The sequence below is a fragment of the Alkaliphilus transvaalensis ATCC 700919 genome (assembly GCF_000621485.1).
Classification (GTDB): domain Bacteria; phylum Bacillota; class Clostridia; order Peptostreptococcales; family Natronincolaceae; genus Alkaliphilus; species Alkaliphilus transvaalensis.
In genome coordinates, this window is the sequence record NZ_JHYF01000009.1 from 127376 (window position 1) to 143048 (window position 15673).

At 33.7% G+C, this 15673-nt stretch carries 12 protein-coding genes; all 12 read right to left on the reverse strand.

Translation table 11 applies throughout. The features are described 5' to 3' along the window. Positions 1–19: 19 nt before the first annotated feature. Positions 20–682, reverse strand: a complete 663-nt coding sequence (locus tag T335_RS0108180; RefSeq protein WP_026477114.1) for an ABC transporter ATP-binding protein — start codon at positions 680–682, stop codon at positions 20–22. Between the two features lie 13 nt (positions 683–695). After that, the gene (locus tag T335_RS0108185) at positions 696–2132 is read right to left on the reverse strand and encodes an ABC transporter permease (RefSeq protein WP_026477115.1); all 1437 of its coding nucleotides are present in this window, start codon (positions 2130–2132) and stop codon (positions 696–698) included. A gap of 194 nt (positions 2133–2326) precedes the next feature. Next, a complete protein-coding gene (locus tag T335_RS0108190; RefSeq protein WP_026477116.1) occupies positions 2327–3625 on the reverse strand; it encodes a sensor histidine kinase in 1299 nt (432 codons plus the stop codon). Beyond that, complete coding sequence (locus T335_RS0108195; RefSeq protein WP_026477117.1) at positions 3618–4313, reverse strand: response regulator transcription factor; 696 nt, start codon at positions 4311–4313, stop codon at positions 3618–3620. Before T335_RS0108195 ends, T335_RS0108190 begins: the two co-directional genes overlap by 8 nt. A gap of 258 nt (positions 4314–4571) precedes the next feature. Beyond that, positions 4572–6356, reverse strand: a complete 1785-nt coding sequence (gene nagZ, locus T335_RS0108200; protein WP_026477118.1) for a beta-N-acetylhexosaminidase — start codon at positions 6354–6356, stop codon at positions 4572–4574. Positions 6357–6569: 213 nt separating this feature from the next. Further along, complete coding sequence (locus tag T335_RS0108205) at positions 6570–8261, reverse strand: methyl-accepting chemotaxis protein (RefSeq protein WP_026477119.1); 1692 nt, start codon at positions 8259–8261, stop codon at positions 6570–6572. Positions 8262–8783: 522 nt separating this feature from the next. Next, positions 8784–9449, reverse strand: coding sequence for an NAD(P)H-dependent oxidoreductase (locus tag T335_RS0108210; RefSeq protein WP_169735934.1), 666 nt, complete (start codon positions 9447–9449; stop codon positions 8784–8786). Continuing rightward, positions 9439–10014, reverse strand: a complete 576-nt coding sequence (locus T335_RS0108215) for a flavodoxin family protein (protein ID WP_026477121.1) — start codon at positions 10012–10014, stop codon at positions 9439–9441. The genes T335_RS0108210 and T335_RS0108215 overlap by 11 nt, the downstream gene beginning before the upstream one ends. Next, a complete protein-coding gene (locus tag T335_RS20185) occupies positions 9995–10543 on the reverse strand; it encodes a PadR family transcriptional regulator (RefSeq protein WP_051569201.1) in 549 nt (182 codons plus the stop codon). The genes T335_RS0108215 and T335_RS20185 overlap by 20 nt, the downstream gene beginning before the upstream one ends. Before the next feature lie 233 nt (positions 10544–10776). Next, positions 10777–12483 carry a glutamine--tRNA ligase/YqeY domain fusion protein gene (locus tag T335_RS0108225; protein ID WP_051569202.1) on the reverse strand — a complete coding sequence of 569 codons (1707 nt, stop codon included), beginning with the start codon at positions 12481–12483 and terminating at the stop codon, positions 10777–10779. 191 nt (positions 12484–12674) lie between these two features. Beyond that, the gene (locus T335_RS0108230; RefSeq protein WP_026477123.1) at positions 12675–13358 is read right to left on the reverse strand and encodes an anaerobic ribonucleoside-triphosphate reductase activating protein; all 684 of its coding nucleotides are present in this window, start codon (positions 13356–13358) and stop codon (positions 12675–12677) included. Positions 13359–13376: 18 nt separating this feature from the next. After that, positions 13377–15512: a ribonucleoside triphosphate reductase gene (locus tag T335_RS0108235; protein ID WP_026477124.1), complete on the reverse strand. Its 2136-nt coding sequence runs from the start codon at positions 15510–15512 to the stop codon at positions 13377–13379. Between the last annotated feature and the right edge of the window lie 161 nt (positions 15513–15673).

Genomic DNA, 15673 nt, shown 5'->3' on the forward strand with positions numbered 1-15673 from the left:
TCACTAAAATTTAGTTCTACTATTTAATTAACAACAGCTTTCCATCATTAATCCCCCAAATTTCATCAGCAATGGATGTTACCTTCTTAGAATGAGTAACAATAATAACGCATTTTTCCTCATCATGGGCAAGAGAAGTAAATATGTTCAAAATTTCTGCTTCTGTTTCACGATCTAAATTACCCGTAGGTTCGTCTGCAATGATAATATCTGGATTGTAGGATAATGCCCGGGCAATACCTACCCGTTGTTGCTCTCCACCAGAAAGCTTTAATATTTTTCGATCTGCCGTCTCCCTGTTTATACCTACTTTTTCTAATAAAGAGTAGGCAAATTCTTTTTTATCTTGTTCTTTACTACCACTAATGTTTAATGAAAGAACTATATTTTCTATTGCTGTAGCATTAGTTAGTAAATTAAAACTTTGAAAAATAACACCAATACTTTTTGCTCTATAGTGGTCTCGATCTAAGGTTTTAAGATTTGTTCCACCATAGATTATCTCTCCATCTTTACAAATATCAAGGCCTGAAATAAGAGATAATAAGGTAGATTTTCCTGCTCCCGACCTTCCTACAATGGTGTACAATTTACCCCTTTCAAAGGTTACATTTATATTTTTAAGTACTGATTTCTTTCCTCCTTCATAACGATAAGATACATCTTTTAATTGTAGTACCATATATAATTACCTCCTAATTTCTATCCATTAATATTTTTATTGGCTCGTATTTAGTAATTTTACTGATAGACACAATTCCTGCCAACGAGGCTAATAATAGGCCTATAATCATAATTTGAAAAATTGTATCAAGTCCTAATGATACATTTACATTACTAAGGGGTTGAACTTCTGAATTTATATAAGTATTAGTCATAGATCCCATCATCATGCCCCCCGTTGGTGAAACTTGAGAAGTAGCAACTTCTGCTGCTTCAATTTGGTGGGCTAATAACACATTACTTATAGGCTGAGCTATAAATGTACCTACTGTTATTCCCACTAAGAGACATAGACCTGTAATCATCAACATTTCCCACCACAACCCTAAGGCAACTTTATGTTTCTTCATTCCCATTGCCCTTAACACACCAATCTCATATTTTCTTTCTCGAATGGCGATGGAGGATAAAAGTGATATAATTATACCTCCGAAGATTAAAACGATTGTCATAAATGTAATTGATATGCTCTTTAATCCTTCTACAGGACCAACAATTTTATTATAGCTAGCTTTATCAGTGGTTACGTCATAAATCGGATCTAATCCTTTTGAGTATACTTCTTCTGCAAAAGCTTCCAATAGTTCGGGATTTTTTAAGTAGTAAGTTGCATTAATTTCTATACCTCCAAGTCCTGCTTCCATAGGAGCAACCACCGTTTCATAGCCAGTTAAAATCTCGTTACGACGATTAGTATAAGCATTCTTCTGGCCTCCTTCTGCATATTCATCAGTAATATCAAAATATGTACCAACAATAGTTAGCGTATAATAAGTTTCATACACTTCTCTATTTTCATCGGTAAGTTCCGAACTGAAAAAAACTAGATCTCCAATAGACAGATTATTTAATTCGGCCAAATCTGTACTTACAATTATTTCATTTTCCTTTTCTGGCATTCGCCCTTCTGCAATTTCCCTTAAGCCTTTTGAAAAGTCCTCAAATTTATTACCAAGTAATTTCATCATAAATAGTGTAGGAACTTCTCCTTGAGATGAACCCCCAAGTCCTCCCATTATCATTCTATCACGGCCACCACCCAAATCTGCATCAATGGCTGTAATACTTCCACTATTAACACCTACATAGGCGGTATAAAAACTACCTTGTAAGTACTCAGAATCTCCAAAACTGATATATTGTTCCGAAGGAATTACAGGAGGACTCACCCTGACCCTTCCGTCAGTACTGGTTGCCATAGCCTGATCTCTCAATTTCTGAATATTGGCAACCAAAGCAACTTCAGCACCAAAACGGTCTTTATAGTCTTCAATTATACTACTTGTTGTGTTATTGATCATTAGTGATACTACGGAAGTAATGATAATTACAAACATAATTGAACCGATCAGTATATTTCGCCCTCGATTACGAAAAATATTTCTAAATGAATTCTGTAATATGTACATCCTATTCTCTCCTTTTATTTTGTAATTTTGTTTAGGGATTTTGTATATCTAAGTATAGTTCAGAAACCTTTAACGAACCTTAAATAAATTAAAAAAGAAAAGGATCTTCCTTCAGTAATTCATGAGTAACTTTTTTAGTGTAATAAAGGAAAAAATCTTCGATCAAAAGGTGACCGAAGACTGATCAATATCTATTAGCTTGTTTTTAATTCAAAAGTAAATACTGTTCTATCAGATGTACTCTCTACATATATTTTACCACCAGAACGCTCAATAATTGCTTTTGCAATTGATAACCCTAGTCCATATCCACCAGCACCAGTGTCATGAGATCTTGATGGGTCACACCGATAAAAACGATCAAATATTCTTGATAGCTTTTCACTAGGAATTTCCTTCCCAGTATTTTCAACAGAAAAAATAATATGATTTCTAGATCTCTTCAAAACAATATCTATATATCCATAATCATTAGTATATTTAACTGCGTTATCAAGTAGTATTAGAACAGCTTGTTTTAGCTTCTCCCCATCACCTTTAGCATAAATATCTGACGCTACAGTTTGGGTTAGATGAAGGCCCTTCTCAAAAATAACTGCTTCCATGGAAGCAATAACATCTATAATAATGCTACTCACATTAAAAGTGGATTGATCATTGTAAGTATCCTCCACGTTTGCAAGATACAGCATATCCTTAACCAATTTACCCATTCGAGTTGTTTCTGACTTTATATAGTTAATCCATTTCATTTGACTATTAATTGTTTCTTCACCATTTGCCAGTAATGCATCTGCATTAGCACTAATAATGGCAAGAGGGGTTTTTAGTTCATGAGAAGCATCTGCAACGAATTGTTTTTGCTTTTTCCAATTTTCTTCAATAGGGCGAATCCCACGATTGGCAAAATACAAGCTTATGATGAAAATGATCCCTAGCATTATAGTTCCAACTATAACAAATGTAATTAAAAGCTGAGTCAGTGTTCTACTAGAGTCTGTTATGTCTAAAAATATGATCTCATAAAGTCCATCACCATAGATTTTTTGTTGTTCAGTGGTTTTTTGTACAACTCGCTTATAGGAAGAAATTCGGTATTGCCATTTTCTATCTTCAAAATTTATAGTTCCATCTTCTTTTTCCATACTCCATATTTTCTCTGCTATTTTAGCGTACATTTCATTAGGTAAATCAATATAGGATAAAGCATCTATTAATTGTCCCTCTTCATTTACCAAAACCGCAAAGGATAATGAATAATCTATGGGTATTCTAACTAAAACTTTCGGGTCGGAGTTATTTGTTAAAGGCTCATAATTATCGGCTATGAGGGCAATTTGCGGTAACCTAGGAATAGATTCTAGTTTACTTAAATTTTCCTTCTGTATATTGGTGTAGGTAATAGAATAAATAACAATAAAAGCAGTAAGCATAACTACTGAAATAATGGTCATATTCAGAATCAGCAATCTATTACGTAATTTCTTAAACATTCTTCATCCCATCCTCTTCTGTTGCAATGAGATACCCTACACCCCTTACCGTCCTTATCTTTACAACCGAAGAAAGTTGTGCAAGCTTTTTTCTTAAAAAAGATATATATACCTGTACATGACTATCTTCAGTGTCAGTTTCATATCCCCATAGTTTTTCAATAATAGTTGTTGTGGAAATAATCATTCCCTTATGTTCTAGTAAAATTTCTAAAAGTTGCCCTTCTTTTAAGGTCAAGGAAAATGTCTTGTCATTACCCCTTAAATCAAGGGTATTTATATTAAATTCAATATCCTTAAAACGTATAATACCATCATGATTAAGCTTACCCTTCCTCCGCCCAAGGGCCCTCAAACGAGCCAATAATTCCTCTGTTTGAAAGGGTTTAGCTAGGTAATCGTCAGCTCCACAATCTAGGCCTTCCACCTTATCTTCTGTTTCCCCTTTGGCTGTAAGTAATATTATGGGGGTTGTAATATCATTTCTACGTAGCTCTTTTAGTATACTTATACCATCTATTTTAGGAAGCATTATGTCGAGAATGATCATGTCATAAATACCAGTTAAACCACAGTCGAGACCATATTCTCCATCGAAGGCCAAATCAACACTATAGTTATTCTTTCTTAGAACTTGCTCTATAGCCTCTGCCATATATTTTTCATCTTCTACCATCAGAATCCTCACACTTAGGCCCCCTTCCTTAGTTTAATCAAAAATTTTCAGTAATTTATAGCAATCTTCCCTTAATTACAATCTTTTAAGTTAGTTTTATCAATTTATAATTATAACTTCTCAACCTTAAATGAATCTTAAATTGTTAGTTTTTTTATGTCCTACTTATACTTTAAAAGTTAATAAGCTCCACCTTTAAATCCTTTGAAATGTTATACTCTAAAAAAACCCTGCAATCTCTGTACAAAACTGCAGGGTGCTGATCATTTATCAATAACTTAAACCATGGCCTATATCATATAAATTACCTACTTCATCTAAGGCTGGAACAGCTACAGGTAATTTTCCTTTAGGATTAATTAAACCAAAAATAGCCCTCATTCCAGCGGTTATATTTGGTTTCTCACCGCCATAAACAGCGATATTGGCTTTAATATCAGATATATTCATTATATCATAAGGATTTTCTAAAGCTAAAACAACTATATTTGATATGCCATGAGGGGTTAGGGCAATCTCTTCTTCTAGATTCATCGTTCCTAAAATAACATAATCAACTTCAAGACCATATTCATTAACTAAATTATTAATGTCTTCTGATTTTGAATAAATATGTTCTTTAATTATGAGATTAATTTCTTGTTCTGCAGATAACTGATTTAGACTTTCCACCATTAGCTCTAGTTGTTTTGCTTGGGGCGCCAATAAAAGTATTTCCTGATTATTAATTAGTTCCATAGGTAGCAGATGATCATCATTTTTGATCAGGGTAACTGATGCTTCTGCAGCTTCCCTCTCAATAGCCTTATGTTGACTGTTTCCTACAACCTGTGATGCTTTATTAACTTTTTCTTCTAATAGAATTTCCTCTTGTTTTTCTAAAATTCCATACTTTTCTTTAAAAGTAAGAATTCTATTAACTGATTCATCAATTCGTTCTTCAGTAATTTCTCCTGCAATAACTGCATCTAATATAGCGTTGTAGGCAATGTCTAAATCATTTGGCATTAATATAATGTCTGCACCTGCTTCTATTGCCATAACAACAGCTTCTTCTTCTCCAAAATGATCTGATATGGCTTTCATTGTGAAGGCATCAGTAACAATTACACCTTTAAATGCCATCTCTTCCCTTAAAAGCTCTGTTAATACCTTATAGGATAAAGTTGCAGGTATACTTATTTCTGTTCCATCCATCTTAGAAATAGCAGTTGAATTATCTATAGCTGGGAAAGTAACATGGGCCGTCATTACCATATCTACACCTTTTTCAATGGCATCCCTAAAGGGCTTAAGTTCTACTTCCTCTAGCCTATCTCTGTTATGGGGAAGTAGTGGTAAGCCTAAATGGGAGTCTACATCGGTATCTCCATGACCGGGAAAATGTTTCACAGTTGCAGCTACGCCTGCATCATGAAGCCCCTGAATGTACTGTATTCCAAGAGATGAAACCAATTGAGAATCAGCACTAAAGGATCTAACTCCAATAACAGGATTATTAGGATTTATATTAATATCTAAAACAGGTGCAAAATTTAAATTAATTCCTAATGCTTTTAGCTCTGCCCCCATAGCCTTTCCTACTTCATAGGACAATTCTTCTGATGCAGTAGCTCCTAAAGCCATATTACCTGGCATATTAGTCCCACCAGGAATTCTTTTAACTTTTCCGCCTTCTTGATCTATTGAGATTAAAAGAGGAATCTTTTCTGCTTCTTTCTGTAAATCTGTAGTAAAATGTACCAATTGCTCTACATCAATTATGTTCTTTTCAAAAAGGATTACTCCTCCTAAATGGTAATCTCTAATCATCTGTGCAGTGCCTTCATTCATTGAAGTTGTACTCTTTCCATCCCACATTCTTATATCAGGCATTAACATTTGACCTATTTTTTCCTCTAAAGTCATTTGGCTTACCATTTCTGCTATAATCCCTTTTTCAGGAAGTTCTACCTCCTTATTATCCACTAATTCCTGTTGTCCTTTACCATTAATTACAAATAAAACAACCAATATACCGATTGTAATTGTCATGATGTTTATGATTTTTTTCATTGTACAATGTTGTCTCCTTCCCTACAATTTTCCCACAATGTTTTATTCACTTCATATGTATTTTAACATAAGGGCTTTATAAATGCATTATCTAATAATATCCTATACCTCGGGTCTTTTCATCAGGGATTTTTGTAAAGCTAAAGCTTCCTAAAGGGAGAGCCCTAGGAAGCTTTAGTTAATTTATTATTATTTATTTAATTTAAATTAGATTTAATTATATTTGAAGATAGAAATAGAATCCCTTAGTTCTTCTGCCATCGAAGCTAAGTTTGTTGCTGAATTAGTTATCTCTTCCATAGCAGCTGTTTGTTCTTCTGCACTTGCTGAAACCTCCTCTGCAGAAGCTGCAGTCTGTTGAGAGATTGCCGACATTGATTCTAAGTTAGAAGTTACTTCTATGGTGCTTTGACTTACTCTTCTTGTTAAACTATTAACTTCATTAATCTTTACTACTACTTCATTAATAGAACTATAAATTTCTGAGAATGCTGAGCTAGACTGATTAACGATTTCAACTCCCGTTTCAACTTCTCGATTATTAATGCTCATGGAATTTACCACATTATTAATTTGTTTTTGTATTTCTATAATTAACTCTGCTATTTGATTACTTGATTGAGATGACTGTTCTGCTAATTTACGTACTTCTTCTGCAACTACTGCAAATCCTTTACCTGCATCACCAGCCCTTGCAGCTTCTATTGCAGCATTTAAAGCTAATAGATTTGTTTGATCTGCAATTGATCCAATGGTATCCACTATCTTCTCTATTTCCTTAGAACTCTCACTAAGTTGTAATACCACCGCAGTACTTTCATCTGAAGAATTCTTAATGTTTAACATTTTATCTACTACTGCCTGTGATGTATTTAGCCCCTTCTTCGCTGAGAGTAAGGTTTCACTGGAAGAATAATTAATAGCCTCTACATTTGAAGCCACCTGTTCTACACTAGAAGAAACGTTAGCATTTAACCTATTGGAGTGGTCGATTGTTACCGCTTGTTCACTTGCTGCCTTTGCCACTTCATTGATAGTAGTGGTTACTTCTTCTGATGCTGCTGATACTTCCTCTGATGAAGCAGACAATTGTTGGCTTGTAGCAGCTACCTGCTCTGCTACCTCCGCCGTTTGCATGATAATTTGTCTTAAATTTTTAATCATTGCATTGAAGGACTCAACTAATAAACTAATTTCATCTCTAGTTTTTACTGTAATTTCCTTAGTTAGATCCCCTTCTGCTACATTTTTAGAAGCTTCAATCAATTGGTTAAGGGGCTTTGTAATGTTTCTTGTAAGCGTGATCCCTACTGCTATACTAAAAATAACGGCTAAGGATGATATAGCTATTGTTAATTTTCTAATATTATTATTAATTCTATTACTATGAACGATCTGTTCATTGATGCGTTCTTCCCTTCGATTATTAATTTCACCAGATAGTGCCCTAATCTCTTGTACTTTTGGATAGGCTAAGTTAGCCATCTCATCTACTGCAGTGTCATATTCACCAAGCTTTCGAAGGGTGATGATTCTTTCAGCTATTTCATCATATTGATTAGATAACTCAATTAGTTCCTTTCCTTGAGCTTGACCATATTCAGTTATTGATAAACTAAGGTTTTCTTCGTTATACTTAATCGCTTCATTTTTAGCATATGTAAACTGACTTAATTGAGATTCGTCCCCAGTGATGATATATCCTCTAAGGGCTGCTACTTTCTCTAGCGTATATATTTCAACATTTTTAGCTGCCATAATCGATGGCAATTGAATATTTAATATTTCATAATTCATATCACTAATTTCCTGTTGTCCATATAAACCATAACTCCCTAATGTGATCATAAAAGCTACAACAATAAAAAAAGCCAATGTTAATTTTGTACCTATTTTTATTCTCATTTTTAACGCCTCCTTTAAGTTATATTTCTAAGCTTATAACAAATACTAGTGGATATTGCATAAGTAATTTTAGGTAACTTTAGATTTTAGATTTATATTTATACAAAAGAACAGTGTCTTTCTTCTAAAGATTTATTGTAAAATCTTGATTATCTATCTATAAAAAAACTTTGATACTTAATGTTCAACGAGAAAAATAATTGAAAATTAAGAAAACTCCTTGCCAGCAAGAGTAATTTAGCTTTCATTTTTAGATAATTGAATATAACCCATGGCTTCACCACTATGCAATTTCCTGTTTTTTTTAAAAAAGTAATTATTATACTGATATCATTATACTCCATCTTTCGACATCAGTCTACATATTTATTGTTATTTCGACAATGTATTTGTGAATTTATATATAGATTAACGAGAAAATATACATTTTAAATAACTAAAATCAAAAAACTAGAAGTCACCTTCTAGCTAAATATACAGATCTATTCTAATTTTATCTAGTTAGTCATTTAATAAATTATTTTATTCTGCATAAGGCCTTGCGTATAAGTTATTCACATTGAACTTTTTAGCTTGACTTTTCCAACCTCTATGCCCCGCCATAACATATAACCATTTTGGAAACATCTGCTTTCTCATTAATTCTATTGATTCTACTGGTACAACTCCACCTTCTACTATAGCTTCCGATGCTAAATCTAATGCTTTAGTGATGTTTCTAGTCATCCCACCTAATTGATCAATTGGCTTACCATTAATTGCAACCCCACACCCCATCGTTAGTCCACCCAACCAATGAAAACCGTTTCTTTCTGCAAAATTTCTACATATTTTAAGGGCAATATTGTTGTGAAAATACTCAGGAAACCCACAATTTATAATAGCCATTAGACTTTGTTTTTTAGTTAGATTCTTTTCTTCTCGATAATCAGCAATCTCTTCAAAAATTTTAATCACTGGTGCAGGTAAACAATCTACATATAAGGGTGAGGAAATAATAAGCAAATCACAATTATTTATTTTCTCTAAAAGAACTCCTAAATCGTCCTTCAATGATTTTTTAATTTGCAACGTTTCTATTATATACCCTTTTTTCAGTCTATTTAACAAATAATTACCTAATGCTTCTGAAGTACTGTTCTTTATTTTAGGACTACCAATCAACAATAATGCCTTTTTATCCTTCATCATAGACTACCTCCCCATTTGACAAATAGTTATGAAGCTGTTTCTCCAAATTTCCTAAATTCTTACCTACAGTACCCCCAGTAAAGGAGTTATACCAATTAAGAGAATTTCTTATTATTAAATCTAAAAATATTTCTTCTATTTCCTGATTTTCATCCTCCATTAGTCCTAATACAACTACCCTCGGGTATCTATCATATCGTTTCTTATGATGTATTTCTCCTTCTATTTTTTCAAAGAAGGGAAGTAATAAGGGGATAATCCGATCCAATCCCTTTTTCATCTCTGAGGAATATCCACCATATACTACAGGAGTAAGCCAAATTACTAAATCATTCTTCATAATTTTTTCAGCTAGCATTCTACCAAAATCGTCAATTACACAGATTCCTGGTGTCCTTACCCAACAACCAAAGCACCCAGTACATTCACCAATCTTTTTTTCTTGAAGAAGAATGGATTCTACCTCATATCCCTTCCCCAATAAAATATCATAGGTTAGCTTATTTACTTCGTCAATCTCTTTATTAGCCTTTAGTCTGCCATTAAGAATCAATGCATTCATATGGATTATCCCCCCCTGTGTCCTTATTTAAATCAATTAGAAACTTCTCATACCAAGCTTGCATAAACTTTAAATGATCTAAACCAAAGATCAATGTTGAAGCTTCAAAAATACCAGCAACACTTTTTAGCTTTACTTCGAGTTCTTCAAGCTCTTTGATTTTTTTATTAATATCAATAATAAGTTGGGTAATCAATTCAGTAGCTTTCTCTCTTGGTAAATGTCCATAGAAAAATACCTTAGCTAAAATTTCTTCATAGGACTTCATAAAATCTATGGGTTCTTCTAACCATTTCATAAACACGACTCTGCCACCATCATTAATGCTATATACCTTCTTATACTTTCCCTTTTCTATGAGCTTTGTAGAGTTTACATAACCGTTTTTTTCCAACTTATCTAAAGCTGGATAAATACTTCCAAAACTTGAATTCATAAAATTAGATGTACTTTGTAGCATTATTTGTTTAATATCATATCCAGTTAAATCCTTATGCATCAAAAAACCAAGTATTACAAACTTAATCATTGTTTCAATCCTTTCAATTTTGCTATTATTATTGTCTCATCTCTACTTCGTCATATATCGTTATAAGCAACATTAGTCAATTTTTTTAATTTGAATAAAGAAATTTTTCTGTATTATTACGACATTCCCTATAGAACTATCAAAAAACCTCCTAAAGCTAAAAGGTTTCCAAAGATCCCTTCTTCTCTAGGAGGTTTTTTCTTCTATTTATCTTTTACTTCATTATATATTAATTACTTATTTGGCTTCCAAGAACTTTTTAAGGATACGATCCTATTGAAAACTGGATTCTCTGATGTAGAATACTTAGTATCTACATTAAAATAACCATGTCGCATAAATTGGAATTTATCTTCTGGTTTAGCATCCTTTAAGAAGGGCTCTACATAACATTCTTTAAGAATTACTAATGATTCTGGGTTTATTTTTTCATTCCAATCTGGTTCTTTATCTAGTGGCCCATCTTCCTTTAAAAGATGATCATAGAGACGTACCTCTACCTTTTTAGCTTCTTCAGCTGCCACCCAATGAAGGGTTCCTTTAACTTTTCTTCCTGTAAAACCACTACCACTCTTAGTTTCTGGGTCATAGGTACAACGAAGCTCTACTACTTCTCCTGCTTCATTTTTTATCACCTCTTCACACTTGATGAAGTAAGCATATTTTAGACGCACCTCGTTTCCTGGGAACAATCTAAAATATTTTTTAGGAGGATTCTCCATAAAGTCTTCTCGTTCTACATAAATTACCCGTGAAAAAGGAATTTTCCTAGAACCTAATTCTGGATTATCAGGGTTGTTATCTGCCTCTAACCATTCAACTTGTCCTTCTGGATAATTAGTAATTACCACCTTTAACGGGTCTAAAACAGCCATAACACTTGGAACCTTTGTTTTTAAATCTTCTCGGATACTATGCTCTAGCATTGCTACGTCAACAATACTTTCGCTTCTAGAGGTTCCAATTTCATTTAAGAAATGTTTAATGGCTTCTGGCGTATATCCTCTTCTTCTAAGACCCCTTAAGGTTGGTAGTCTAGGGTCGTCCCATCCATCAACAAAGGCTCCCGCTACCAATTGCTTTAAGTAACGTTTACTGGTAACAACACCCTTTAGGTTCATTCTTCCAAACTCCCTTTGCTTTGGAGGTGCTGGAATTTCAACTTCATTTAATACCCATTCATATAGGGGACGATGATCTTTAAATTCAATAGAACATAAAGAGTGGGTAATCCCTTCTATTGCATCTTGTAAAGGATGGGCATAGTCATACATTGGATAAATACACCAAGTATCTCCAGTTCGATAATGTTTTGTATATTGAATACGATAGATAACGGGATCTCTTAAATTGATATTTGGAGAAGACATATCAATTTTAGCCCTTAAAACCCTTGAACCTTCTGGGTACATTCCCTTTCGCATTCCTTCAAATAATTCTAGATTTTCTTCAACCGATCTATCACGATAAGGACAATTTTTCCCTGGCTCTGTTAAGGTACCTCGATATTCTCTCATTTCTTCTTGACTTAAATCACAAACGTAAGCCTTACCCTTTTTAATTAACTTAATAGCCGCTTCATAGATTTCTTCAAAATAATCGGAACCATAGAATAATCTATCTTCCCAATCAAAACCCATCCACTGCATATCTTCTTTAATAGAGATTACATACTCTTCATCTTCTTTAGCAGGGTTTGTATCATCGAATCTTAAGTTAAATTTACCACCGAATCTTTCCGCAATTCCATAACTAATGTTAATTGCATAGGCACTGCCTATATGAAGATAACCGTTTGGTTCGGGGGGAAAACGGGTATGAATCTGTCTAGTAAAAGCACCCTCTTCAATGTCCTTTTCTACAATTCTTGTTAGAAAATTTGAAGGAATGGCTGCATTGTCTTCACCTTCAAGATTCTCAATGTTTTCATACTCTGACATCACTATACCTCCTTTTTATCTATTAAGGAAAACCCTAGGGAGCCGTGACAACTCCTCAGGGTTTTATTATTTACTGAATGTATTTTACATCTTTATGTATGCACAATACACTAACTTATTGTTGATATTCTATATTATATACCGATATTTGTCAATATATCCACCTTAATCTTAAAGCAGTTTTTCATCTATTACCTTATACCACAAACTTCAAACCATTTTTTAATCTTTTCCTGAATCTCTTTTAATACTTCTTTAGGGTATGGTGTATATTGATTACTTCCACCTAATACCGTATCCCCATCTCTGAAGTTTTGAAGATAAAATTTCTTTGCTCCTTTAATTTCTTCTGCTAAGTTTAAAAGATCTTCTGGTTTAAGTAATTCTTCACAGACGGTAGTTCTAAATTCATAATCTAGCCCACTATTCTTGATAAGGTTTATACTTTCCTTAATAGCAGTTATATCAACTGGTATCATGGCTACTTTACTATAATCATGTAGAGGAGCCTTAAGATCCATTGCAATATAATCTACTAGTTTCTCTTCGATTAGCTCCTTCAGTAACTTTGGTTTAGTTCCATTTGTATCTAACTTTACCCAAAACCCCTCTTCTTTAAGAGATTTTAAAAATCCCTTTAGATTTTTTTGTAGGGTAGGTTCTCCTCCAGTAACACATACAGCATCAATAAATTTTTTTCGCTTCTTTATATAATTTAATACTTCTTCTGTATCGAAGGGTTTTTCTTTTTCCTTTAAAAGGTGTCCATTATGACAGAAGGGGCAACTAAAGTTGCACCCTCCTGTAAAAACCACTGTAGATATTCTGTTGGGGTAATCGATAAAGGAAGATTTTTCAATCCCTAATATATTCATCGAGTAACGCTCCCCTCATTAAACTGCATTAACTTTTTCTTCTTTAACAACCTCGATTTTGTGCTCTAAACTAACTTTAGCATCAAATTCTAAACGGTCTTTAAACTCCTCTTTTTTACCCTTGTTCCAAGCCTGAACTGGTCTATGGAAACCAACAACTCTAGTCCAAACTTCTGCTTCTTTTCCACACTGTGGACATTCAAAGTGCTCTCCCTTAATATAGCCATGGTCTGAGCAAATAGAGAAGGTAGGGGTAATTGTAAAATAAGGAATCTCACTATTTTCCATAATTCTTTGTAGCAATTGCTTACAAGTTTCTATATCTTCAACTTCTTCTCCGATAAAGCCATGAAGGACTGTTCCACCAGTATATAGGGTCTGTAGTTTTTCTTGTAACTCTATTGCTTCAAAGATATCCTTCGTATGACCAACTGGTAATTGGGTTGAATTTGTATAATAAGGTTCTTCATCCCCTTGAGTAAATATTTTAGGATATACCCTTTTATCCATTCGTGCGAAACGATAAGCTGTACCTTCTGCTGGTGAAGCTTCTAAGTTCCAAAGGCTTCCTGTTTCTTCTTGGAAGATTTGAATTACTCGGTTCATAAATTCCATTACTTCCACAGCAAACTCGTTTCCTTCTTCCGTTGTTATATCTTTGCCAAGAAGATTAATACATGCCTCGTTCATACCATTTAAGCCGATGGTAGAGAAATGATTTTTAAAGTACTCTCCTGTGGAGTCTTTAACCCCTTGAAGATAGTATCTTGAATATGGATATAATCCTACATTCATATACTCTTCCAACACAGCCCTCTTAGCTTCGCAGATTTCTTTAGCATACTCCATTAATTCTCTAACTCTTTTCTTAAATTCTTCTGGCGTATTGGCTACATATCCGATCCTAGCCATATTTAATGTTACTACATTAATTGATCCAGTTAATGGGTTTGCACCAAATAGTCCACCACCTCTTTTTCTAAGCTCACGGTTATCAAGACGTAATCGACAACACATAGAACGAATATCTTCAGGTGAAAGATCTGAATTTACAAAGTTAGCAAAGTATGGGGTTCCAAATCTTCTGGTCATTTCCATGATGGAATTTACCACTGGTGAATTCCAAGGGAAGTCATTTGTAATATTTACGGTTGGTATTGGGAAGCTGAAGGCTCTACCTGCTCCATCGCCCTCCATCATTACTTCACAATAGGCTTGGTTAAATAGATCCATTTCTTTTTGGAACTCCCCGTAGGTCTTATCCATTGCCTTGCCACCAATAATAACTGGTTGATTCTTTAATAACTGGTGGGGTGTAATATCTAATGTAACATTAGTAAAGGGGGTTTGAAACCCAACTCTTGTTGGTACATTTAAATTAAAAATAAACCGTTGTACCGCTTTTTTTACTTGTTTATAATCTAAGTTATCATAATAGATAAATGGTGCTAAATATGTATCTATACTAGAAACTGCTTGAGCACCTGCAGATTCTCCTTGTAATGTATATAAAAGATTTACTAATTGACCTAAAGCTGATTCAAAGTGTTTTGGTGGTTTAGATTCAATCTTACCTTCTGCACCTCTAAATCCTTTTCTTAAGAAGGCTTCCAAATCCCAACCACAACAATAGGGGGCTAAAAGACCTAAGTCATGTATATGTAAATCACCTCTAATATGAGCATCTCTTAAATCTTTTGTATATATTTTATTAAGCCAATACTTAGACGTTATACTTTCTACAATATGATTGTTAAGGCCCTGTAGAGAATATCCCATATTAGCATTTTCATTTACTCGCCAATCCTCAAGATTAACATACTCTTCAACCATTTTTTCTGCATCCATAAAAAGGTTTTTAACTTCTCTGATTTCTTCGTGTCTTCTTCTATACAAAATAAAAGACTTTGCAGTTTTTGCATGTCCTTCTTCAATTAGCACTTTTTCTACTATATCTTGTATATCTTCAACTGATGGAATACTAACTCCGTAGGTTTCATTTGTAATATCAATTACAATTTTGGCTAGTTTTACCGCCGTCATTTCATCTGTTCCACCTACTGATTTCGCCGCTGCAAAGATGGCATCTTTGATCTTAGTGCTGTTGAAATCAACAATTTCTCCGTTTCGTTTTTGTATCTTATTAACAGCCATCATACCCCTCCTATTGTACTTTTATCTAAGTTAAACACTACATATTGTATATATTACATATTTTTGAGATGAAATACAAGGGTACTTAAGTCTTATATTAGACCCCTTTTGCCATAAATTCTACTATATTCTTTCTTATCCTTCCTCATTTATTATCAGAA

Excerpts from the sequence above, each read along its gene's own strand:
- T335_RS0108230 (WP_026477123.1), bottom strand. The coding sequence starts at position 13,358 with ATGAATATATTAGGGATTGAAAAATCTTCCTTTATCGATTACCCCAAC.
- nagZ (WP_026477118.1), bottom strand. The coding sequence starts at position 6,356 with ATGAAAAAAATCATAAACATCATGACAATTACAATCGGTATATTGGTT.
- T335_RS0108215 (WP_026477121.1), bottom strand. The coding sequence starts at position 10,014 with ATGAATGCATTGATTCTTAATGGCAGACTAAAGGCTAATAAAGAGATT.
- T335_RS0108185 (WP_026477115.1), bottom strand. The coding sequence starts at position 2,132 with ATGTACATATTACAGAATTCATTTAGAAATATTTTTCGTAATCGAGGG.
- T335_RS20185 (WP_051569201.1), bottom strand. The coding sequence starts at position 10,543 with ATGATTAAGTTTGTAATACTTGGTTTTTTGATGCATAAGGATTTAACT.
- T335_RS0108235 (WP_026477124.1), bottom strand. The coding sequence starts at position 15,512 with ATGGCTGTTAATAAGATACAAAAACGAAACGGAGAAATTGTTGATTTC.
- T335_RS0108210 (WP_169735934.1), bottom strand. The coding sequence starts at position 9,449 with ATGAAGGATAAAAAGGCATTATTGTTGATTGGTAGTCCTAAAATAAAG.
- T335_RS0108180 (WP_026477114.1), bottom strand. The coding sequence starts at position 682 with ATGGTACTACAATTAAAAGATGTATCTTATCGTTATGAAGGAGGAAAG.
- T335_RS0108225 (WP_051569202.1), bottom strand. The coding sequence starts at position 12,483 with ATGTCAGAGTATGAAAACATTGAGAATCTTGAAGGTGAAGACAATGCA.
- T335_RS0108190 (WP_026477116.1), bottom strand. The coding sequence starts at position 3,625 with ATGTTTAAGAAATTACGTAATAGATTGCTGATTCTGAATATGACCATT.
- T335_RS0108205 (WP_026477119.1), bottom strand. The coding sequence starts at position 8,261 with ATGAGAATAAAAATAGGTACAAAATTAACATTGGCTTTTTTTATTGTT.